Origin of the sequence: Acinetobacter sp. YH16038 (genome assembly GCF_013417275.1) — a bacterium.
Classification (GTDB): Bacteria; Pseudomonadota; Gammaproteobacteria; order Pseudomonadales; family Moraxellaceae; genus Acinetobacter.
The window spans coordinates 153949-174164 of record NZ_VPEG01000003.1 but is presented as its reverse complement, the minus strand read 5'-3'; the positions used below and the strand labels follow the sequence as shown (position 1 = coordinate 174164).

20 protein-coding genes and 1 pseudogene are annotated in these 20216 nt (G+C 41.6%); 9 read left to right on the top strand and 12 right to left on the bottom strand.

What is annotated here, in order from left to right:
- Window positions 1-461: 461 nt before the first annotated feature.
- On the bottom strand, window positions 462-851 hold the full coding sequence (locus FTV34_RS01465; RefSeq protein WP_180068557.1) for a hypothetical protein: 390 nt from the start codon (window positions 849-851) through the stop codon (window positions 462-464).
- A 466-nt stretch (window positions 852-1317) separates the two neighbouring features.
- Here FTV34_RS01465 and FTV34_RS17780 point away from each other — a divergent pair.
- A pseudogene (locus tag FTV34_RS17780) lies at window positions 1318-1944 on the top strand (transposase); the annotation flags it as partial.
- A gap of 118 nt (window positions 1945-2062) precedes the next feature.
- Here FTV34_RS17780 and FTV34_RS01450 read toward each other — a convergent pair.
- The gene (locus FTV34_RS01450; RefSeq protein ID WP_034702487.1) at window positions 2063-2293 is read right to left on the bottom strand and encodes a hypothetical protein; all 231 of its coding nucleotides are present in this window, start codon (window positions 2291-2293) and stop codon (window positions 2063-2065) included.
- A gap of 254 nt (window positions 2294-2547) precedes the next feature.
- Between FTV34_RS01450 and FTV34_RS01445 the strand changes: the two genes are divergently transcribed.
- The gene (locus FTV34_RS01445) at window positions 2548-3021 is read left to right on the top strand and encodes a CinA family protein (protein WP_034702490.1); all 474 of its coding nucleotides are present in this window, start codon (window positions 2548-2550) and stop codon (window positions 3019-3021) included.
- Between the two features lie 129 nt (window positions 3022-3150).
- Window positions 3151-3765: an aminotransferase gene (locus FTV34_RS01440; protein ID WP_180068564.1), complete on the top strand. Its 615-nt coding sequence runs from the start codon at window positions 3151-3153 to the stop codon at window positions 3763-3765.
- A gap of 77 nt (window positions 3766-3842) precedes the next feature.
- Here the strand turns inward: FTV34_RS01440 and prpC are convergent, their stop codons facing one another.
- Entirely contained in the window at window positions 3843-4982 is a 1140-nt protein-coding gene (gene prpC, locus FTV34_RS01435) for a 2-methylcitrate synthase (RefSeq protein ID WP_005235399.1), read from the bottom strand.
- Window positions 4983-4986: 4 nt separating this feature from the next.
- Window positions 4987-5871 carry a methylisocitrate lyase gene (gene prpB, locus FTV34_RS01430; RefSeq protein ID WP_004785998.1) on the bottom strand — a complete coding sequence of 295 codons (885 nt, stop codon included), beginning with the start codon at window positions 5869-5871 and terminating at the stop codon, window positions 4987-4989.
- A 229-nt stretch (window positions 5872-6100) separates the two neighbouring features.
- Here prpB and FTV34_RS01425 point away from each other — a divergent pair, with 229 nt between their 5' ends.
- The 3 genes from FTV34_RS01425 to FTV34_RS01415 all read left to right on the top strand — a co-directional run bounded on the left by FTV34_RS01425 (window position 6101) and on the right by FTV34_RS01415 (window position 8363).
- A complete protein-coding gene (locus tag FTV34_RS01425; RefSeq protein ID WP_034702501.1) occupies window positions 6101-6751 on the top strand; it encodes a TetR/AcrR family transcriptional regulator in 651 nt (216 codons plus the stop codon).
- A 114-nt stretch (window positions 6752-6865) separates the two neighbouring features.
- Entirely contained in the window at window positions 6866-7786 is a 921-nt protein-coding gene (gene argF, locus FTV34_RS01420) for an ornithine carbamoyltransferase (RefSeq protein WP_004786004.1), read from the top strand.
- Window positions 7787-7889: 103 nt separating this feature from the next.
- Window positions 7890-8363 carry a hypothetical protein gene (locus FTV34_RS01415; RefSeq protein ID WP_179992341.1) on the top strand — a complete coding sequence of 158 codons (474 nt, stop codon included), beginning with the start codon at window positions 7890-7892 and terminating at the stop codon, window positions 8361-8363.
- A gap of 81 nt (window positions 8364-8444) precedes the next feature.
- On the opposite strand, the gene FTV34_RS01410 is transcribed toward FTV34_RS01415, so the two are convergent.
- The 7 genes from FTV34_RS01410 to rpiA form a co-directional block, all read right to left on the bottom strand.
- Entirely contained in the window at window positions 8445-8798 is a 354-nt protein-coding gene (locus FTV34_RS01410; RefSeq protein ID WP_180015523.1) for a YnfA family protein, read from the bottom strand.
- A gap of 107 nt (window positions 8799-8905) precedes the next feature.
- Window positions 8906-11182 carry an ATP-dependent Clp protease ATP-binding subunit ClpA gene (gene clpA, locus FTV34_RS01405; RefSeq protein ID WP_034702512.1) on the bottom strand — a complete coding sequence of 759 codons (2277 nt, stop codon included), beginning with the start codon at window positions 11180-11182 and terminating at the stop codon, window positions 8906-8908.
- 9 nt (window positions 11183-11191) lie between these two features.
- Window positions 11192-11605, bottom strand: coding sequence for an ATP-dependent Clp protease adapter ClpS (clpS, locus tag FTV34_RS01400; RefSeq protein ID WP_175967516.1), 414 nt, complete (start codon window positions 11603-11605; stop codon window positions 11192-11194).
- 18 nt (window positions 11606-11623) lie between these two features.
- Entirely contained in the window at window positions 11624-12370 is a 747-nt protein-coding gene (locus FTV34_RS01395; RefSeq protein ID WP_175967514.1) for a DUF6776 family protein, read from the bottom strand.
- A gap of 76 nt (window positions 12371-12446) precedes the next feature.
- Window positions 12447-13502, bottom strand: a complete 1056-nt coding sequence (gene argC / locus FTV34_RS01390) for an N-acetyl-gamma-glutamyl-phosphate reductase (RefSeq protein WP_180068562.1) — start codon at window positions 13500-13502, stop codon at window positions 12447-12449.
- Window positions 13503-13700: 198 nt separating this feature from the next.
- Window positions 13701-14381 carry a M48 family metallopeptidase gene (locus FTV34_RS01385; RefSeq protein WP_180068551.1) on the bottom strand — a complete coding sequence of 227 codons (681 nt, stop codon included), beginning with the start codon at window positions 14379-14381 and terminating at the stop codon, window positions 13701-13703.
- Between the two features lie 154 nt (window positions 14382-14535).
- Window positions 14536-15207, bottom strand: a complete 672-nt coding sequence (gene rpiA, locus FTV34_RS01380; RefSeq protein WP_159122734.1) for a ribose-5-phosphate isomerase RpiA — start codon at window positions 15205-15207, stop codon at window positions 14536-14538.
- Window positions 15208-15311: 104 nt separating this feature from the next.
- Between rpiA and ilvA the strand changes: the two genes are divergently transcribed.
- From ilvA to FTV34_RS01365, 3 genes are all read left to right on the top strand, one after another.
- Complete coding sequence (ilvA, locus tag FTV34_RS01375; protein ID WP_180053839.1) at window positions 15312-16850, top strand: threonine ammonia-lyase, biosynthetic; 1539 nt, start codon at window positions 15312-15314, stop codon at window positions 16848-16850.
- 163 nt (window positions 16851-17013) lie between these two features.
- Window positions 17014-17670, top strand: a complete 657-nt coding sequence (locus FTV34_RS01370) for a TrkA family potassium uptake protein (protein ID WP_104426160.1) — start codon at window positions 17014-17016, stop codon at window positions 17668-17670.
- Complete coding sequence (locus FTV34_RS01365) at window positions 17667-19007, top strand: TrkH family potassium uptake protein (RefSeq protein WP_180003229.1); 1341 nt, start codon at window positions 17667-17669, stop codon at window positions 19005-19007. The genes FTV34_RS01370 and FTV34_RS01365 overlap by 4 nt, the downstream gene beginning before the upstream one ends.
- Before the next feature lie 64 nt (window positions 19008-19071).
- On the opposite strand, the gene FTV34_RS01360 is transcribed toward FTV34_RS01365, so the two are convergent.
- Window positions 19072-20214, bottom strand: coding sequence for a phospholipase A (locus FTV34_RS01360; protein WP_159122738.1), 1143 nt, complete (start codon window positions 20212-20214; stop codon window positions 19072-19074).
- Between the last annotated feature and the right edge of the window lie 2 nt (window positions 20215-20216).

Below are 20216 nucleotides of genomic sequence, written 5' to 3'. Positions count from 1 at the left end.
CCTGATCCTCCAGACTTAACTTGGGCGGTCTGCCTTTGGCAGAGACATGCTTCTGCAATTGCTCAACCATCAAATAGAAAGTTGACCATGAGATGCCTGTGTATCGCTTGAACTGAGGATCAGAAAGCTTGTTTGAATCGATGTATTTCATCCGCAGATTATGCACGAATGCTAAGAAGTCCGGAGTGCAAATATTAACCAAAAAGAAGATCGTTTTTTGATTTATGAAAGAGATCTATTATATAAGTTGTAATTAATAGATGGAGTAATATTAAAAGAATTGTAGTTTTGAGTAGTTTTCTCATTATTTTTTAATTGGTAACCCGGGTTTCGGAATAAAAAATCTGATGATTTATCTATGAAAAGTAAAGAGTAAATGGAGGTTGAGACTTTACCTGTTTTATTGAACTCATCATCTAACGATATAAATGGTTGTGCGAAAGTATTAATGGGAATTAGAGTTAATATATAAATTTTTCATAATTTACCTGTTTTGCTTTTTGAATTTTATCAATATAAAAATCAATATCTTTTTCTTCATAGCCTAAAAGATGCCCAATTTCTCGTTCTAAATCAATATTTATTTTTTTGATATTTAATTGTTTATTAATTAAGTCTAATAATCTATAAGCATTATCTTTTTCATTATGTATATAAAAAATATATACATCAATCTCTAAGTCTTTCAGCCCAGATTTAATCTTACTAAAAATTAAATTTATCTCACCATTGTTACAAGGTTCTCTGAATTCTTCTGGAAAAAAATCAAATAATGCAATTTTTTTTTGATTTACTCTCATTAACTCAAGTTCTATTTCTTCGTGTGGTCCAATTTTAGGATTGCTAGTCATATAATTTGTCTCTAGAATAAAAGATAGGAGTAAAATTTAAACTCCTATCTTTGTTAAATTACTATTGTAGCTTAATGTAACAATACTGACAGTAATTTGGTGAGTAGATACCACCATGTCTGCCACCACATTCCGCACACACATATGGTCCAGTTATACCGCCTTGAGTTTCTTTCATATCACTTTCTGACATTAGATCTTTTTCATAAATCAAAAAACGATCAATATTTTGCTTATTATTTGTACCAAACAATCTTAAATAATCATGCATAATCTGCGAATGAAATATACCGATCCAAAGAAGTGTTCTGAAACACAGTTCAAGCGATATACAGGCATCTCATGGTCAACCTTTGATTTAATGGTTGAACAACTTAAAATGCATATCCTTGCTAAAGGCAGACCGTCCAAATTAAGTATAGAAGATCAAATCCTTCTGTGTTTAAGTTACTAGCGTAAATATCGAACATTGTTCCATGTCGCAACAAGTTATGATGTGGCAGAGCCAACTGCTTCAAGAATTGTCCGTCATGTAGAGGACTGCCTGATCCAGTCTAATTTATTTAATTTACCGAAGAATTTGCCTGAAGGTGAAGGCATAGACTGGAATGTTGTGATTGTAGATGCTACAGAAATTCCAATACAAAGACCTAAAAAACAGAAGAGAAGCTATAGTGGCAAGAAGAAGGTACATACTTTCAAAGTACAGGCCATCATTCGTTATAGAACTCAGCAAATTCTAAGTTTATGCACCAGTCATGGTGCTGTACATAATTTCAAACTCTTTAAAAGGAACTTAAATCAAATTCCCTTCGAGGCATTTATCCTTGCAGACAAGGGTTATTAAGGGATTTATGCAGTATATTCAAATAGCCTATTGCCTCTAAAAGCAAAGAAGCATTGCAAACTAGATCCCGAACTAAAGATTTATAATCAGGAAATCAATAAAAGAAAAATTGGCATTGAGCATGTATTTGGCAGTTTGAAAACTTTCAAAATCCTTGCAGAACGTTATAGAAACAGAGGGAAAAGACATGGTTTGAGATTCAATTTAATCGCTAGAATATACAATTTAGAACTGTGTAAAAAATGATTTATGAAAGAAGCCTATTATTAAATTTTTTATAAAATCTAATAAAATTTTATTTTAACGACCTTTATCCAATAAATAAGCCTCTTATTTTAAGAGGCTTATTTTTAATAAGTTATTTTTAGATTGCGACCACTTTTACAATAATGGTTTGGCTTTCTTCTTGCTCTTCGGCTAGATATAAACGCTTTAATTCTTTGCTTTTAACTTTAAACTTTAAATTCTGGTAGTGAATGATGCTTGGGATCTGATCAAAATATTGACCATCTGCCTCAATTTCTTCCTGAAATAAAGGAGTACCCAGTTGATAATCTAGACTTTTTAATACGGAATACTTTACTGTGGTTTTCATTCTTACAACCTACTTTCCTTACGCACTTTATTTTTATTTTTACCACTGATCAGAGCAAGTTAAAACCATTAATTTCAAATATTGTCCAAGCATTAAGCAATCAGTTCAACAACTGCCAAACTTACGTTTGGAATACTAAAATTACAAAAATATTTTACCTTTCATCATAATAAAGAAATAATCTCACAGTTGATACAAAAGCAAAATGGGACTACATTGGAATAAAGATTACCTTCTAAGACAAAATAGACATTATGATTAAAACATGTTGTGGCCTGCTGGAACAAAGAAACATCAAGATTGCTTTTATTGAAAGTGCAAGTTCTGGCTATTTAACCAGTCAGTTTTCAATTTGCAAAAATGAAGGTGCTGAAATCTTGTTGGGTGGTCTGGTATGCTACGATCCTTCCGTGAAGATTAATGTTTTGGGAATTTCTCCGAATCTGATTAGTACCCATTCAGCTGAATCCATGCCTGTAACGGTTGCTCTGGCTGAGGCAGGTAAAAAAATGTTTCAGGAGGCTGACTGGATTATTGCCTGTACTGGCCTGCTTAAACCAGGCGGTAGTGCGACACCTGATAAACCGGAAGGTACTTTCTTCGCTGCTGTTTATGATGGTCTTCAGACTCACCAGTTCCAGTATTATATTAAAGGTACTCCACAGGAACGTCTCAATAAACTGGCAGCCGTCATCGCACATGACATGATTAATCTACTCAACACCTAAAGCTAAAACTGTTTATATTGAGTGCTGATCAAATTATATTGAGTGCTGATCAAACTTCATTATTTCTACTGTATTTATAGTTAAATTATTTCTATAAAAGCACGTTTTTTTAATGAGGCCTGATCAGTGATGAAAATAAGAATTGCAGCTCTTTTGCTCGCCCTTGGTATTCCTGTATCCGCTTTCGCCACTGTTGGTGGCCCACAGAATATTGAAGTTTTGGGTTATGAAGTCAAAGACCGGAAACTTTATCTGTTGCGGCATTATCTCGATGGTCGCGGACGCTTGCCTCAACTGTATTATTATAATTTTAAATCTAAAACACCGAATCAGTTAATTCAGGTGAACTCCCTGTATATCAATCCAAAAACCAAGCAGATTGACTACGATCAGTACAGCCGTAAGTTTAACCAGGAAATTGCCAAAATTAAAAAGCGACTAATTCCGCTGGTACCACTGAGAAAGCAAGCCATCCAGCTTAAGCTATTAAAGACCAGCAAAGGTACCGCCCCTGCATGGCATGACCCTAAACAGAAAGTCCCAAAATGGACTTATCAATATCGAGTGCAATCTGGCCAGTATAAAAGTCCTGTTCAACAAGCAGTCAGCTATAAAGCAGATTTAAGATTAAACCAGACTTATAAAGTACCGAAACAGAATAAAATACTGGTGACGGTAAAATACTTAGGCCTCCCATTCGAAACCGGTTATCATATTGAAGATCCAGCATTATTAAGTCGTTAAACCAACGTCAATAAATAATCAGAAAAAAAATAAGGTCTCGTGGAGACCTTATTTTTTATATTTAGAATATCTCTGGCTTACGCAGCAGAAGTGCGTTCAGCAATTGGAACCACTTTACGTAATTCTGGACCGGTATAATCCGCGCTCGGACGGATAATCCGGTTATCTGCACGTTGTTCCATCACATGCGCCGCCCAACCTGTGACGCGTGACATCACAAAGATTGGCGTAAACAGTTTGGTTGGAATACCCATAAAGTGATAAGCAGAAGCATGGAAAAAGTCTGCGTTACAGAACAGTTTTTTCTCGCGCCACATCACTTCTTCACAACGTACTGATACTGGATAGAGCACAGTATCACCCACATCTTTTGCCAGTTTTTCAGACCACTGCTTGATAATGCCATTACGCGGATCATTGTCTTTATAGATCGCATGACCAAAGCCCATGATTTTTTCTTTACGCTCCAGCATGCCCAGCATTTCGCGCTCGGCTTCTTCTGGAGATTTCCAGTTTTCAATCATGTCCATTGCCGCTTCGTTGGCACCGCCGTGTAATGGACCCCGTAGTGAACCAATTGCGCCGGTAATACATGAATGCAGGTCAGACAAAGTTGATGCACAAACACGCGCTGTGAAGGTTGAAGCATTAAATTCATGCTCTGCATACAGAATCAGGGATACATTCATCACCTGTTCATGCAGCTGATTTGGCTTCTTGCCATGTAGCAAATGAAGGAACTGAGCACCGATTGAATCATCATCGGTATTTTCATCAATGCGTACGCCGTCATGGCTATAGCGATACCAATAGCAGATAATTGCTGGTAGCGTCGCCAGAATACGGTCTGCAACATCCTGTTGCTGATCAAAAGACTGTTCAGTTTCAAGGTTGCCCAGCATCGATACGCCAGTACGCATCACATCCATTGGATGTGAGTCCGCTGGAATGCGCTCAAGTACTTCTTTCAATGCTTGTGGCAGTACACGCAAAGATTTCAGTTTTGCTTTATAGGCTGCCAACTGTTCTGAAGTTGGTAATTCACCAAAGAAAATCAGGTAAGCGACTTCTTCAAACTGACAGTTTTCTGCCAGATCCTGTACGTCATAGCCGCGATAGGTCAGGCCTGCACCACTTTTGCCTACTGTTGAAAGTGCAGTTTTGCCTGCGACTTGTCCGCGCAATCCTGCGCCAGTGAGTACTTTTCCTTCAGCCATTGTTTTAATTCTCCTGCTTGAACAGTTTATCTAATGTGTTTTCGAAGCTGTGATAATCTAAAAATTCGTATAATTCTTTACGCGGTTGCATTTTATCCAGAACATGCACCTGTGTACCATTTTCACGCACTGAGCGCATCACTTCCAGTGCCGCTTTTTGCATCGCACGGGTGGCTGATAGCGGGTAAAGTACCATGCGAATACCCTGCTCAGCCAGTTCTTCAGTGGTGTAATATGGGGTATCACCAAATTCGGTAATATTGGCCAAAACCGGCACACCAACTGCATCACATACGGTGCGATACATCGTAATATCCGTCATTGCCTCAGCAAAAATGGCATCTGCACCTGCTTCGACACAGGCACAAGCACGGTCAATCACTGCCTGCAGACCTTCTTTCTGTAATGCATCGGTACGTGCCATCACCACAAAGTTTGAATCGGTTTTAGCATCGACTGCCGCCTTGATCCGGTCAACCATTTCCTGTTGGGTCACAATTTCCTTATTCGGACGATGACCACAACGCTTTTGCGCAACCTGGTCTTCGATATGCACAGCTGCAGCGCCAGCAGCAATCATCTGCTTGATGCTACGTGCGATGTTAAATGCACCGCCCCAGCCTGTATCGATATCGACCAGTAAGGGTGTATCTACACGTTCAGTAATGCGACGCACATCTTCCAGAACATTATCCAGACTGGTCATGCCTAGATCAGGTAGACCGTAAGAATAGTTGGCAACACCGGCACCAGAGAGATAAATGGCTTTATAACCGACCTGTTTGGCCATCATGGCAGCATAGGCATTCACTGTGCCCATAATTTGTAATGGTTTTTCGACTTCAAGCGCTTGTCTAAACTTTAAACCTGCAGACATTTGTTCTGTCATCTTCCCTTCCACAGTCTTGGCTATAATTATTGAGATTTGAGTATACCGATTTGAAACCATGATGCTATAAGCCAATAGAATAAAAACTCTAAAACTTTAGTCAAACTTTTAAGTTTTACTTGATTCATTGAATAAATTCCGCCTTCATCCGGTCCGATTGTGAAATCTGCGGATATATTTGTTATGATGAACTACCAAGTTTATATAACCTGTTGATATACCATCCTCTATGCAAAACCTTGTTCATCTGGAACCACTCGCCAAAGATCTGCCACAAACCAAACGTGGTCATGAGCGCTGCGTTGCGCTGCTGGTCTCTGCGACCGAACTGTTTCTGGAACATGGTTATGATGCAGTTTCTCTTGATGATATTGTCCAGCATGCAGGCGGTTCCAAGGCTTCTATTTACAAGTACTTTGGCAACAAAGAAGGCTTGTTTAAGGCCATTTGCGATTATCGTCGTATCAAGTTTTTTGAAGATATCAGTATTCCGATCGAGCTGATGGCTCTGGATTTTCGTAGTTATCTGGTACATACGCTGCTTAATTTTTATCATCAGATCATGCAACCGGAAAATTCAGCCTTTATGCGTCTGGTGCTGGAACAGAGTCAGCGTAATCCGGAACTCGCGCAGCATATTCATGAACGAGGCCCAGTACATGTACAAAGTGCGATTGCCACGGCTTTAGAACAAGCAGATGCGCAAGGTTTATTGCATTGCGAGAATCCGCAATATTCGGCCCAGTTATATTTTGGCATCTTGCGTAATCTGGAATGGCGCATTCTGATGGGAATTCCGGTACAGGAAGATGATCAGGAAATCGACAAATACATCAGTTATTGTGTGGATCGATTTTTAGACGGTCATCAAAAAGTCTAGTTTTTTTTGCATTTTTCATTGCTTATAGTATATTAGCCGATTCCGTATTTTTTCTTAAACTAACCAACAACTGATTGTTGATCGAGTTTTTCGGCAATTATTGTGGAGTAACGAATGGCTCTCCGTCACTTTCTCACCTTACGCGATTTATCAACTTTAGAACTTAACCAGATTTTGCAACGCGCAATTGAGCTTAAGCGCAAACAGCATAACAATGAAGTGTTCCAACCATTTGTTGGTAAAGTGATGGGCATGATTTTTGAAAAATCGAGTACCCGTACGCGTGTTTCGTTTGAAGCTGGCATGAGCCAATTTGGTGGTAGCGCAATTTTCCTGTCTTCACGCGATACCCAACTGGGTCGCGGTGAGCCAATTGAAGATTCTGCACGTGTGATTTCCAGCATGCTGGATATTGTGATGATCCGCACTTTCGGTCACGATATCGTAGAACGTTTTGCTTCTTATTCAAAAGTTCCAGTGATCAACGCTTTGACTGATGATCATCACCCTTGCCAGTTACTTGCTGACATGCAGACTTATCTGGAACATCGCGGTTCGATCGAAGGTAAAACTGTTGCCTGGATCGGCGATGGCAATAATATGTGTAACTCTTATATCGAAGCAGCGCACATGTGGGGCTTCAAGCTAAAAGTTGCAGCACCGAAAGGCTATGAGCCTCAAGAACAGTTCCTGTCTGAATTCGCACACTGTGTAGAACTGGTCGATACTGCTGAAGATGCAGCAGTCAATGCCGACCTGATCGTCACTGACGTTTGGGCAAGTATGGGCCAGGAAGAAGAACAGAAAATCCGTGAAAAAGCTTTTGCAGATTATCAGGTGAATGAACGCCTAATGGATCTTGCACACCCAGACTGCCTGTTCATGCATTGCTTACCTGCGCATCGTGGTGAAGAAATTTCTGAAAACATGCTGGACCACAAAAATGCTGTGGTTTGGGATGAAGCAGAAAACCGCCTTCATGCACAAAAAGCACTGGTTGAATTCCTGTTGAATGAAAACCTGAAAAAAGACTGATTCCTTCAAAAAATCTTCACAAATTAAGCACCAATCTCTGGTGCTTTTTTTGTTTCAGCTCTTATAATCAGAATTGAAATGACATAAAAAGTGATGCGATACAATGCAAAAAAAATATTGGACTTTGGCACTCCTGGCAGGTTTTAGTAGTGCTGCTTTACCGGTGTATGCTTCTGAATTCGACCAGTATCTCCAAGGAAAAGGCATTCTGGACAGCAAGTTTAAAATTGAGAAAAAAGCTGAGCTGAACGAGCTGCTTACCGTGCTAAGTGCGGAAGATTCCAAGACTTTACCGCTACAGATCGATCAGAATACAATCATAGAGCAGTTACAACTTACAGCCAATAAAACCACGCTTAAAGGCATGATCACGACACCCGACTTTAGCCAGTTTGAGAAAGACTTAGGCCGTAAAGAAGTTCTTAAAGTGATTCGTAATAATCTTCTAAATAACTGCCAGATCTTTTTTGAACATCGCTATCAGATCGTCAATCCTTATAAAATCGAACTTAGTCTCAGCTCCCAAACACACACTTATAATGTTGACCTCTCCCAGAAAGACTGTAATGTAAAATAATCTTGTCTAGAATCAATAAAGGCAGCTTCAGCTGCCTTTTATATTTTGATAAATTCTATTTTGGTAAATATAAACAGACGGTCAACGGATCAAACCTTGCGGCTGTAAAATAATAATTAATGCACCTAGAATGACCACGATTCCCCCAAGCAGGTCCCAACGTGAAAGGCTGACCTGATCAACGAATCTCAGCCACATCAATGCTGAGAAAATATAGATGCCCCCATAGGCAGCATAAATACGTCCAGAAGCCGCCGGATGCAAAGTCAAAAGCCAGACGAACGCAGCTAAGGCTAATGCCGTCGGAACCCATAACCACTTGCTCTTCGCCTGATTTAGAATCAGGTAGGGAAAATAACAGCCCAAAATTTCCATCAATGCCGTTAATAAAAACAGAAAAAACGTGGTTAAAAGCTTGCTAATCTGGATATCCATATATTTCGCTAAATCAGAAACTCTTTAAACCAAGAGCACATAAATTAAGGGCAAATAAAACAACAAAACCCGTGCGAACACGGGTCTGATGATGATCTATTCAATGATTAAGCTGGTTCAGCAGTCTGATCTTCGAAGACTTCAAGTTTCAGACCGACAGACTTACCATTTTCTTTCTTCACAGAAACTGAAACGTTACCACCATTTTCAGCCAGTTCACCAAACAGGATCATTTCAGCCAGTGGTTTTTTCAGATGTTCCTGAATCAGACGCTGCATTGGTCGAGCACCCATCAAACGGTCATAGCCATTTTCAGCCATCCACTCACGTGCGCTTTGATCCACCTCCAGCACCACTTTCTTCTCATCCAGTTGTGCCTGAAGTTCAGTCAGGAATTTATCCACGACATTTTCAATAATGGTATTCGGCAATGCCTTGAATTGAATCACGCCGTCCAGACGGTTACGGAATTCTGGCGAGAACGCTTTCTTCATCGCTTCCTGGTTGTCATTACTGTTATCCTGTTCCATGAAACCAATGCTGACACGGGAAATACTTTCCGCACCAATATTAGTCGTTAGAACCAGCACCACATTACGGAAATCGGATTTGCGACCATTATTATCCGTTAATGAACCATGATCCATGATTTGTAATAACAGATTAAATACATCCGGATGCGCTTTTTCGATCTCATCTAGAAGTAATACACAATGCGGATTTTTGTGAATCGCATCGGTCAGTAAACCGCCTTGGTCAAAACCGACATAACCTGGAGGCGCACCGATCAGACGAGAGACTGCGTGACGTTCCATGTATTCGGACATGTCAAAACGTACCAGCTCTACACCCAGAATTTTCGCCAATTGCTTGGTGACTTCAGTTTTACCTACACCCGTTGGACCTGCGAATACAAAGCTACCCACTGGCTTATCAGGCGATTTCAGACCCGCACGTGACAGTTTGATCGCAGAAGCCAAAGCTTCAATTGCTTCATCCTGGCCGAAGACTACACGTTTCAGATCACGCTCAAGGTTCTCCAGTACAGACTTGTCATCTTTAGAAACCGTTTTCGGTGGAATACGGGCAATCTTGGACACAATGTCTTCGATATTTTCAACCGTAATCAGGCTGTCATCTTGCTCAGCTTTCAAACGGCGTTGTGCACCAGCTTCATCAATCACGTCAATCGCTTTATCTGGCAAGAAACGGTCATTAATAAATTTCGCTGACAGCTCAACCGCAGAAACCAGCGCCTGATCGTCATACTGTACATGATGGAAATCTTCAAATTTAGATTTCAGCCCACGTAAGATATCAATCGTTTCTGTAATCGAAGGCTCATTCACATCTATTTTTTGGAACCGACGTGACAAGGCATGATCTTTTTCAAAGACCTGACGGTATTCCTGGAATGTGGTTGAACCGATGCAACGCAATGAACCATTTGCCAATGCAGGCTTGATTAGATTCGATGCATCCATGGTGCTGCCCATGCTTGAACCTGCACCGATGATCATATGAATTTCATCAATGAACAGTACTGCATCTGGTTTTTTCTTCAAGGCATTTAATAGTTGTTTTAAACGCTTTTCGAAATCACCACGGTATTTAGTTCCCGCCACCAGTGCGCCGATGTCTAGGCTATAGATTTCAGCATTTTCCAGTGGCTTAGGTGCCTTGCCATTCACAATTAACCAAGCCAGACCTTCAGCAATTGAAGTTTTACCTACACCTGGATCACCGACTAGCAATGGGTTATTTTTACGGCGACGGCATAAAATTTGCGCTGCCCGCTCAATTTCTTTTTCACGGCCAATCAATGGATCTGTCTTGCCGCGTTGAGCTTCCTGATTCAGGTTTGTCGTATATAACTCTAGCGGACCAGAATTATTGGAAGAAGCCGATTCACCGTCCAGTTCTTCAATTTCTTCTTCAGACTGTACTTCGTCTTTACGTGTACCATGAGAAAGGTACTGGGTTAAAGTCAGACGGTTAATCTGATGACGTTTAAGCAGATAAACCGCAAAAGAATCACGCTCAGAATACATCGCAACCAGAATATCGGCGCCTTCTACAGTACGATCACCGCCACTGGATTGAACATGGAAAATTGCACGTTGCAAAATCCGGTCAAAACTTTCTGTAGGATGAGGTGCCTGATCACTATTTTCACCGAGTTTAGGGGTATGTTGTTCTACGTACTCTTCTAATTCTTTACGCAAAACGATAATATCTGCACCACATGCTTTTAAGGCATTCACGGCAGAATCATTGTCGAGTAAAGCTAATAATAAATGTTCTACGGTCAGGAACTCATGTCTCTTTTGACGAGCCATGCTGACAGCCAAACGTAGTGATACTTCTAATTGACGACTGAGCATGCAACCCCCTTAATCTTTCGGCTCAATCTGGCAAAGTAAAGGATGACCTTGAGATCGAGCGTAATTATTGACTTGGTTCGCTTTGGTTTCCGCAATGTCTCGAGGATAGACCCCAGCTACACCTTTTCCTTCATAATGTACAGTTAGCATCACTTGTGTAGCTTGGTCAAGATTCATTGCAAAGTATTGTTGTAAAATTTCAATTACAAACTCCATTGGAGTATAGTCGTCATTCAATAACACCACTGCATACATCGGTGGGCGCTTCAGTTCAGGAGGTGCAGTCTGGACTGCAAGATCAGCCTCATCATCGTGAAAAGGCTCGTCTGTTAAACGCGGGCTAATATGCCAATCAACCATGCCGGACTCGTAAAAAGAATTTTTGATCTCACTTAAACATTTTGGACGTTTATTGCTTGGCATACGATTTCTATTTCACACTTAATTTGCATTTGCTTCAGTTTTTGGAATCTCTGACAGGACTGTTGACTGGCTTTCAACAGCTTTCCCCTGATCCCAGCTAAAACGGCGAATCACAGGCTTAGCCCCTGAGAGACGCACTTCAATAAATTCTGGTTTGAAGCCTTTAGGCATGGTCCAGCGACCAGTCAAACGTTCATAATTGTCGAAATTAAAGTTTTTATCTTCAAGCGGCACGACCAGAATTTCAGTACCCTTAATCAAACGTAGCTCCACTGTACCAGAGGCGCGATTTTTGCCCGGGCTGACCTGAATCAGATCAATCTGGTATTCGAAGGCATTATCAGGCAAGGCTTTAATCCCCAGATGTTGAACTGTCAGCGCCAGACCACCGCGTTGACGCAAAATCTCACGATAGATCGTACCAACGCTTTCAGCCTGCTCTTGAGCATCACGCGCCTTATTTGCAGCCAGATAAAGATCATTAGCATTGCTAACGGCCAGATCACGTTCCTGTACCGCTGTATTCAGAGATTTATTCAGTGTTTCCAGACTGGTTTTCTGTTTTTGTACTACTTCAACCAATTGTTCTGCATCCGCCTCAAAGCCCACCGCAGTCAAACCTTGCCGATGCCCGACCGTATAGCCCAGCAAGCCACTACCCAGAATCAACACAGCAGCACCGATTACCAAAGGTGTATTGCCTTTCATCAATGGTTTCTTTGTAGATGGTTCCTGGATCGTCATGTTTGACTCATTATTCGGCATTTTGATCTCTGTATACTTTGTTCAAGACACACATTTAAATCCAAATCTAAATGTGTGTGAAGTTCTAATACGTTTTTTATGGTAATAAACCAATATTATTCAAGCCTGCATTTTCTGCAAAGCCAAACATCAGGTTCATGTTCTGTACTGCCTGACCAGCTGCACCTTTGACCAGATTGTCCTGAGCCACCAGAATCACCAGCTTGGCTGGTTGTGGCTTATACATTGCGATACGCAACTGGTTGGCACCGCGTACCGAACGGGTTTCTGGTGAACTGCCTGCTGGCATTACATCAACAAACTGTTCATTGGCATAGAACTGCTCGTACAGTGACTGCAAGTCAGCTGCCTGACCTGCTTCAGTCAAATCGATATAAATCGTTGATAACATCCCACGAATCATCGGCACCAGATGTGGCACAAACAGGATATGGTCAAACACGCCTTTTTGACCTGAAATGTTTTCTAGTGCTTCTACGATTTCAGGATGGTGACGGTGACCTGCAACGCCATAAGCCTTAAAGTTATCAGCATTTTCAGAATAGATCATGCCCAGGCTGGCTTTACGGCCTGCACCTGATACCCCAGATTTTGCATCGATAATAATGCTTTCTGGTTTTACCAAAGCTTCTGCCGCCTTTAAAACTGGTGCCAGACCAAGCTGAACCGTCGTTGGATAACAGCCCGGATTACCAATCACACTCGCCTGTTTGATCTGGTCACGGTTAAGTTCAGACAGACCATAAACAGAATCTTTTAACACTTCTGGGCAAGCATGTTCCATGCCATACCATTTTTCGAACTGTTCCAGATTTTGCAAACGGAAATCCGCTGCAAGGTCAATTACCTTGGTATTAGCTGCAACAAGTTCCTCAGCATGTTTCATGGCAACCCCATGTGGTGTCGCGAAAAATACCACATCACATGATTTTAAAAGATCAAGGCTGAGGTCAGAAAACTGAAGATCCGTATGTCCACGCAGACTCGGGAACATATCGTCAACGCGACGGCCTGCTTCAGTACGTGATGTCAGTGCTTTAACCTCTACATTCGGATGTCGCAGTAATAGACGTAAAAGTTCAACGCCTGTATAACCTGTACCACCCACAATACCCACTGAAATCACGATGATTACCTCAAACTAGATGTTTCCTTTATGGGCTGTAGTATGACAGGAACTTGAGGTTTTCTAAACTGTTTCACTAGGGATTGATGGTTTTTTATTTACCCTTTTATTTTGAGTGTTTTTAAAAAATTTGAGAGGATGATACCTATTGCTTAGGCTATTTGGAAGTAAATAAATACTATCCTCGTTCCTTTAAAGATATTCTTAAGCTGCCCACCAATATGGCATGACAGTATTTTTCAGAATTTTACGGTGAATTAAATAATTTGGATCATGCTTGGCCACTTCCGCCCAAAAACGAGGACTATGGTCAAAATGCCGGGTATGGGCCAGTTCATGCACACATAAATAACGCACGATTTTTTCAGAAAATAAAATGATGCCGCTATTTAGCATAATGTCATGTTTGGCCGAACAACTGCCCCATCGTGTTTTCGGCTGGCGAACATTACAAATGTTAAATGATAATCTTGTTTCTTGACTTACTTTGTTCAGATAAACAGGCAGCTGCTCTTTGGCATAAGAAATAATAAAAGCTTTTAAATATCCTTCAGGATTTCGATCACTAATCGACAACTGTAATATTTCAGCATCAAAAAGGAAGTTCTGCTTCTGACTTTGATAAACAATCTGAATGGGTGAAGTCTGATTAAAAAGCTGCAATTCTGCTGGTAAAGATCTATCAATACTTTGATTTTTTTCCTGCTGCAATTTCCAGGTTTTCAGTAGCCAGCTTTCCGCTTGGTCAATAAAATTCTGAATCTGTTTTTTGCTACAAAATACAGGTGCGGTTAAACGGATTTGATCACCCTCTACACGCAGTCTGAGACGTGTTGAGCGAACATTTCGGGTGATTTGGATTTCGGGCAGGTCGTTTAGGGTCATTTTTTATATTTAATCGTTATTTTACTAATCCCCCTCGATCCCCCTCGATCCCCCTTTAATAAAGGGGGAAGTTCAAACTTATAGAAGTTTCGAGGAGCTTTATCAAATTAAAGACTTTTCCCTCCTTTGAAAAAGGAGGGTCAGGGAGGATTTCTTAAATCGCTGTACGCTCTTCAATACCATTATTGGTCGCAACAATCGCAATATCCGCTTTATTGATCGCGAAAATACCGTTACATACGACGCCTGGAATGTCATTAATCGTTTTTTCCAGCTCAAGCGCATTCAGAATATTCAGGTTATGCACATCCAAAATAACATTTCCATTATCAGTCACGACACCTTCACGGTAAGCAGGATCACCACCTAATGCCACCAACTTACGTGCGACTGCTGAACGTGCCATTGGAATCACTTCAACAGGTAATGGGAAATCACGACCCAACTGCTCTACCCATTTCGAATCATCGACGATACATACGAATTTTTTCGCAATCGACGCCACGATTTTTTCACGTGTAAGCGCAGCACCACCACCTTTGATCATGTGCATATGACGGTCAATTTCATCAGCACCATCGACATAGGCATCTAAACCGCCCACGCTATTCATATCAACCACTTCAATGCCTAATTTTTTCAGACGCTGTGCAGTCGCTTCAGAACTTGCAACAGCAGCTTCCAATTGCAGTTCTGGTAAAAGGTCAATTAAAAAGTTAACGGTACTACCTGTACCTACGCCTAAAATGCCCCCTTTTGGTAAGTGTTTTAAAGCCGCTTTGGCTGCAGCTTGTTTTTTCTCATCTTGGGTTGCATATAGACTCATGACATCACTCAACTAATTTGGACTTTTGCAGTAATTTTAAACCGCAAAGCCGTGTGGTTTGTTACAATAGAGTCTTATTTTAAACTGTTAGATGGAAAATTAACATGCTGTCTCGTTTGGTTCGACAAATTTTACAAGCAACGGTCTACGATGTTGCAATCGAAACCCCACTCGAAGCAGCGCCACGAATTAGCGAACGCTTAAATAATAACATTCGCTTTAAACGTGAAGATTTACAACCGGTCTTTTCATTTAAACTACGCGGTGCCTATAACCGTATTAGTCAATTACCGAAATCACAACTCGAACGTGGCGTTATCACAGCTTCAGCAGGCAACCATGCACAAGGCGTGGCACTGTCAGGGAAAAAGCTGGGTATTCGCGCGATTATTGTGATGCCAAAGACCACGCCCGACATTAAAGTCCAAGCAGTAAAACGTTTAGGGGGTGAAGTAGTATTACATGGTGATTCATTTGACGTTGCCAACAAATATGCCATTCAGCGTGCCGAAGAAGATGGCATGACCTTTATTCCACCTTATGACGATGAACTAGTGATGGCCGGTCAAGGTACGATTGCCAATGAAATCCTGCGTCAATGGCGTGATGTGGAATATGTCTTCGTTGCTGTTGGTGGTGGTGGCCTGATTGCCGGTGTTGCAGCGTACTTGGGAGATGTGGCTCCGCATGTCAAAGTTATTCCTGTGGAATATGATGAATCCGCGTGCTTAAAAGCGGCCTTAGAAGCCAATGAACGTGTGATTCTTCCATCTGTCGGTTTATTTGCCGATGGTACTGCAGTGGCACAAATTGGTGAAAAACCTTTTGAGGTCATCCGCCTGCAAAAATCAGATAACTCTGGCCCAATCGTTGAACCAGAAGTCGTGCTGGTCAATACCGATGAAGTCTGTGCAGCAATTAAAGATACTTATGATGAATGCCGTAGCATCGTAGAACCGTCAGGTGCAATGGCATTGGCCGGTATCAAAAAATATGTAGCAGAACACGGCATTAAAGGCAAAAACATCGTATCGATTGTTTGCGGTGCGAACATGAACTTCGACCGTCTGCGCTATATTGCCGAACGTACAGAACTCGGCGAACGCAAAGAAGCTATCTTTGCCGTAACTATTCCAGAAGAAAAAGGTTCATTCCTGAAATTCTGCCGTGCACTACAAGGCCGTAATATCACAGAGTTTAACTACCGTTCAAGTGATGCTTCTGCAGCTCAGGTCTTTGTCGGTATCAGCCTGAAAAATGGTGAAAAAGAACGTCAGGAAATCTATGAAAACCTGAAATTCGACTACGATGTTGATGATCTGTCTGATGACGAAGTCGCAAAACTACATATCCGTTACCTGATTGGCGGTCATGCCGATATTGAAAATGAACGCCTGTTCCGCGTGGAATTCCCGGAACGTCCAGGTGCCCTGCTAATGTTCCTAGAACGTCTTGGCCCAACGCATAACATCACCCTGTTCCATTACCGTAACCACGGCGCTGCAGAAGGTCGCGTACTGGTCGGCCTAGAAGCAGAAGATGCACAGCAAAATCCAGATGGTTTGATTGAGACATTGGAAAGCATTACTTATCCATATGAAGAAATCACCAACAACCTGGGTTATCAGCGTTTCTTGAAATAATCAGTTTGATATAAACCGCCTTTCGAGGCGGTTTTTTTATGTCCAGCTAAAAAAATGTATGAAGTATTTATGTAAGGCCAGATAGCTGAAAACTATAAAAATCTTTAAGATACGTACTTAGACATGAACTGATTTGAAATAAAAAAGATTTAGGGAAATATGCATGGCATTATTTGCAGTCATTGGGCTGGGCAGCTTCGGTGCAACAGTAGCGACTCAACTGATCAGCCTGAAACATGATGTGATTGGAATCGATCTCGATAAAAAATATGTGGAAAATATTTCTGATCAGCTCACCCATGCGGTGATTGCCGATGCAACCGATGAGCATGTCCTGGATGAACTGGATATCCAGCGCTGTGAAGCAGTCGTAGTCGCGATTGGTGAAGATATTGAAGCCAGCATTCTGTGTGTACTGCATCTAAAAAATATGGGTGTAAAGAAAATCTGGGCCAAAGCCAAATCTAAAGCCCACCATATGATTTTGACTCATCTGAACGTCGAAAAAATTATTCACCCTGAAGAAGATATGGGCGTCCGTGTGGCACAATCACTCAGCTACCCGATGGTTAGCCGTTATATGTCACTTGAAGATGATCATTATATTGTCAAGATCGAGATTCATGCCGATCATCATGACACTCCCTTACACCAGTTAATGAGTCAGGTTCCCGAAATTAAAGTTCTTTTACATAAACGCGGCACTGAAATACAACATATCGTGGATCTTGAGCTGCTACTTAAGGAAGGTGACATTCTGGTGGTCGAAGGATTACTAGAGCCTCTACGCCGTTTGTCCAAGCATTTTAAGGCCATATGAAAAGTTCACATTTAAACCAGAACAGGATTGTCAATCTCAGTCCACCGAGTCTGCTGGCCTTAGGTTTTCTCGGACTGATTTTTATTGGTTCTTTATTACTGATGCTGCCCTTTGCGCATCAAACTGAAATCAGCTGGTTAGAAGCGATTTTTACAGCAACTTCTGCAGTGACAATTACCGGGCTATCTGTGGTCAATGTTGGTGAAGCTTATACACCCTTTGGGCAGGTCGTGATTATGTTCCTGCTGCAATGTGGTGGCCTCGGTTTTATGACCTTTGCCATACTCGCTTTTATGAGCCTGTCACCTAAACTTGGTTTAAGACAGCAAGTGATGGCACAGGAATCTATTGGCCAGACCAGTTTGAAGAAAGTCAGTTTTACCATTAAAGCGGTATTCCTATATTCCCTGTTTTTCGAAGCCATTGGCACCCTAATTTTAACCATGGCGTGGCTGGAAGATTATCCTTTTGGTGAAGCACTGTTTTATGCGGCTTTTTATAGTGTTTCTGCGTTTAATAATGGCGGATTTTCCCTTTTCCCCAATAGCTTGATGAGCTTTTCCGGCCAGTATTTCGTGACCTTTACGATCAGCATGCTGTATATCATTGGCGGGATCGGTTTTCTGGTTCTGATGGATGTAAAACAGAATAAAAGCTGGCGCAAGCTTAGCCCGAATAGCAAGCTGATTCTAACGACGATTATGGGCCTTAACCTGAGTGCTTTTATTGTACTCTGGCTATTAGAAGCCTCTAATCCACAGACTTTAGCGCTGATGAGTGTAGGTGATCAGGCACTCAATGCCTGGTTCCATGCCACTGTTCCCCGCTCTTCGGGTTTTTATAGTCTGCCCATGGACCAGATGAGCGATGCCTCAAGTCTAGTCACCATTTTTTTAATGTTTATTGGTGGCGGCTCCTTAAGTACGGCGGGCGGAATTAAAGTTGGTACGTTTATTATTGTGGTGATCAGCGTAATCAGTTTTCTACGCCGTGAAGATGAAATCCGCTTGTTCAATCATTCTATTTCTGAGAAAACTACTTTTAAAGCCTTGGCGGTTGTGTGTATTACTGCAGGTCTGGTCATGACCGGTTTTATGAGTTTACTTATTCTAGAACCCGATCATGATTTTTTAGATTTGCTGTTTGAGGCGGTTTCTGCAGCCTGTACGGTTGGATTAACGCGTGGTGTTACTGGAGAATTGCAGCCAGCGAGTTTAATCATTCTAATGCTGATGATGTATGCGGGTCGTCTAGGGCCTTTAACTCTTGCCTATTTAATTGCAACACCGAAAAAGAGCCGTCTTAAACATCCGCCTTCAGAAATTCAGATTGGTTAAGATTTAAATGAATACCCATAAGCAAAAAAACCACGCCTGAGCGTGGTTTTTTACATGAAACAGATTAGTACCAATTCATTAAGGATACACCCAAGCCCACATAAGTTGCACGGTGATTATAATCAATCAGACTTTCACCATAACCATCAAAGAGCTGGAATTGACCGCGTAGACGCCCACTGATCGGAAATGACCAGTCGAACTGGACTGCACCACGATTATCATCACCACCTTTAAGTGTATGACGCAACATTAAGGAGAAATCGTGGGCATTATGACGATAAAATGCAGTTAAATCCCCACGTCCGATATAGTTTTTAATCTCGGGATTATTGTCATCTGCACGATCTTCTTCAATACGATACCAAGGGCGCAGCATCATGGCAAAGTTGTCTTTTTCAAAACCGAGATTCAGCATTACCCGGTTCCAGCTACGAGATAATGGATCGGAACGGCCATTAGATTGATGATTCAGGGTTAGTCCCAGCATACGCCAGTTCAAACCAAACAGATCATAATTGGTACGGAAGATCAGGCTGGCTTCGGGCTCATAATTGGTTTCACGAAATGGTCGGGACTCTTCCGAGTTATACACCTGCCAACGTGAAGACTGGGTATAGCCCAGCCAGAGATCACCATTGTCACCCAGAATATTTTCAACCGCCTTGGTTTTTAAAGATAACTGGAATTTCCCCTCAATCGAGGTCAAATTCTGGTCTTCTTCAACCGTGTTATTTGGGTTTTCGCTTTGTGGAAACTCGTTTTTCTTGGAAGTCCAGAATCCTGGCATCAGATAAATCGGCTGATAGGAACGGATATTCCAGGTACCCAGTTTACTTTCCGGCGACAATTCCCAACGACTATCCAGCAAGGATAAAGTCGGAGTCAGCTTTGATCCTTCTGAAGCATAGATATTGGAAACGGTTTGTTCAATTTTTGCTTTGAGGTTATCAGGTTCGGGCGCAATTTCTATGGCTGCACGCCGTTCAGAAACAATATCTGGCTTACTATCGGCCGGTATTTTAAATACCGCATCATAACAGGCCAAGCGTTCTGAATTGGTTTCAACCGCAGAGCAAGCCTCCGCCGTTGCCGGCATCGGACTACTTGCTACAGTTTTATCTTCCGCATTAACTTGCGTCCCAACTACACAGCCAAGCAAAACGCCCAGCTGCAAAGTTGAGCGCTTAATAGAATTAAGCGCCATCC

What these genes read in the sequence shown, in the direction of transcription:
- FTV34_RS01465 (WP_180068557.1), bottom strand. Translation starts at nt 851, where the DNA reads ATGACTAGCAATCCTAAAATTGGACCACACGAAGAAATAGAACTTGAG.
- FTV34_RS01450 (WP_034702487.1), bottom strand. Translation starts at nt 2,293, where the DNA reads ATGAAAACCACAGTAAAGTATTCCGTATTAAAAAGTCTAGATTATCAA.
- FTV34_RS01445 (WP_034702490.1), top strand. Translation starts at nt 2,548, where the DNA reads ATGATTAAAACATGTTGTGGCCTGCTGGAACAAAGAAACATCAAGATT.
- FTV34_RS01440 (WP_180068564.1), top strand. Translation starts at nt 3,151, where the DNA reads ATGAAAATAAGAATTGCAGCTCTTTTGCTCGCCCTTGGTATTCCTGTA.
- prpC (WP_005235399.1), bottom strand. Translation starts at nt 4,982, where the DNA reads ATGGCTGAAGGAAAAGTACTCACTGGCGCAGGATTGCGCGGACAAGTC.
- prpB (WP_004785998.1), bottom strand. Translation starts at nt 5,871, where the DNA reads ATGACAGAACAAATGTCTGCAGGTTTAAAGTTTAGACAAGCGCTTGAA.
- FTV34_RS01425 (WP_034702501.1), top strand. Translation starts at nt 6,101, where the DNA reads ATGCAAAACCTTGTTCATCTGGAACCACTCGCCAAAGATCTGCCACAA.
- argF (WP_004786004.1), top strand. Translation starts at nt 6,866, where the DNA reads ATGGCTCTCCGTCACTTTCTCACCTTACGCGATTTATCAACTTTAGAA.
- FTV34_RS01415 (WP_179992341.1), top strand. Translation starts at nt 7,890, where the DNA reads ATGCAAAAAAAATATTGGACTTTGGCACTCCTGGCAGGTTTTAGTAGT.
- FTV34_RS01410 (WP_180015523.1), bottom strand. Translation starts at nt 8,798, where the DNA reads ATGGATATCCAGATTAGCAAGCTTTTAACCACGTTTTTTCTGTTTTTA.
- clpA (WP_034702512.1), bottom strand. Translation starts at nt 11,182, where the DNA reads ATGCTCAGTCGTCAATTAGAAGTATCACTACGTTTGGCTGTCAGCATG.
- clpS (WP_175967516.1), bottom strand. Translation starts at nt 11,605, where the DNA reads ATGCCAAGCAATAAACGTCCAAAATGTTTAAGTGAGATCAAAAATTCT.
- FTV34_RS01395 (WP_175967514.1), bottom strand. Translation starts at nt 12,370, where the DNA reads ATGCCGAATAATGAGTCAAACATGACGATCCAGGAACCATCTACAAAG.
- FTV34_RS01385 (WP_180068551.1), bottom strand. Translation starts at nt 14,381, where the DNA reads ATGACCCTAAACGACCTGCCCGAAATCCAAATCACCCGAAATGTTCGC.
- rpiA (WP_159122734.1), bottom strand. Translation starts at nt 15,207, where the DNA reads ATGAGTCTATATGCAACCCAAGATGAGAAAAAACAAGCTGCAGCCAAA.
- ilvA (WP_180053839.1), top strand. Translation starts at nt 15,312, where the DNA reads ATGCTGTCTCGTTTGGTTCGACAAATTTTACAAGCAACGGTCTACGAT.
- FTV34_RS01370 (WP_104426160.1), top strand. Translation starts at nt 17,014, where the DNA reads ATGGCATTATTTGCAGTCATTGGGCTGGGCAGCTTCGGTGCAACAGTA.
- FTV34_RS01365 (WP_180003229.1), top strand. Translation starts at nt 17,667, where the DNA reads ATGAAAAGTTCACATTTAAACCAGAACAGGATTGTCAATCTCAGTCCA.
- FTV34_RS01360 (WP_159122738.1), bottom strand. Translation starts at nt 20,214, where the DNA reads ATGGCGCTTAATTCTATTAAGCGCTCAACTTTGCAGCTGGGCGTTTTG.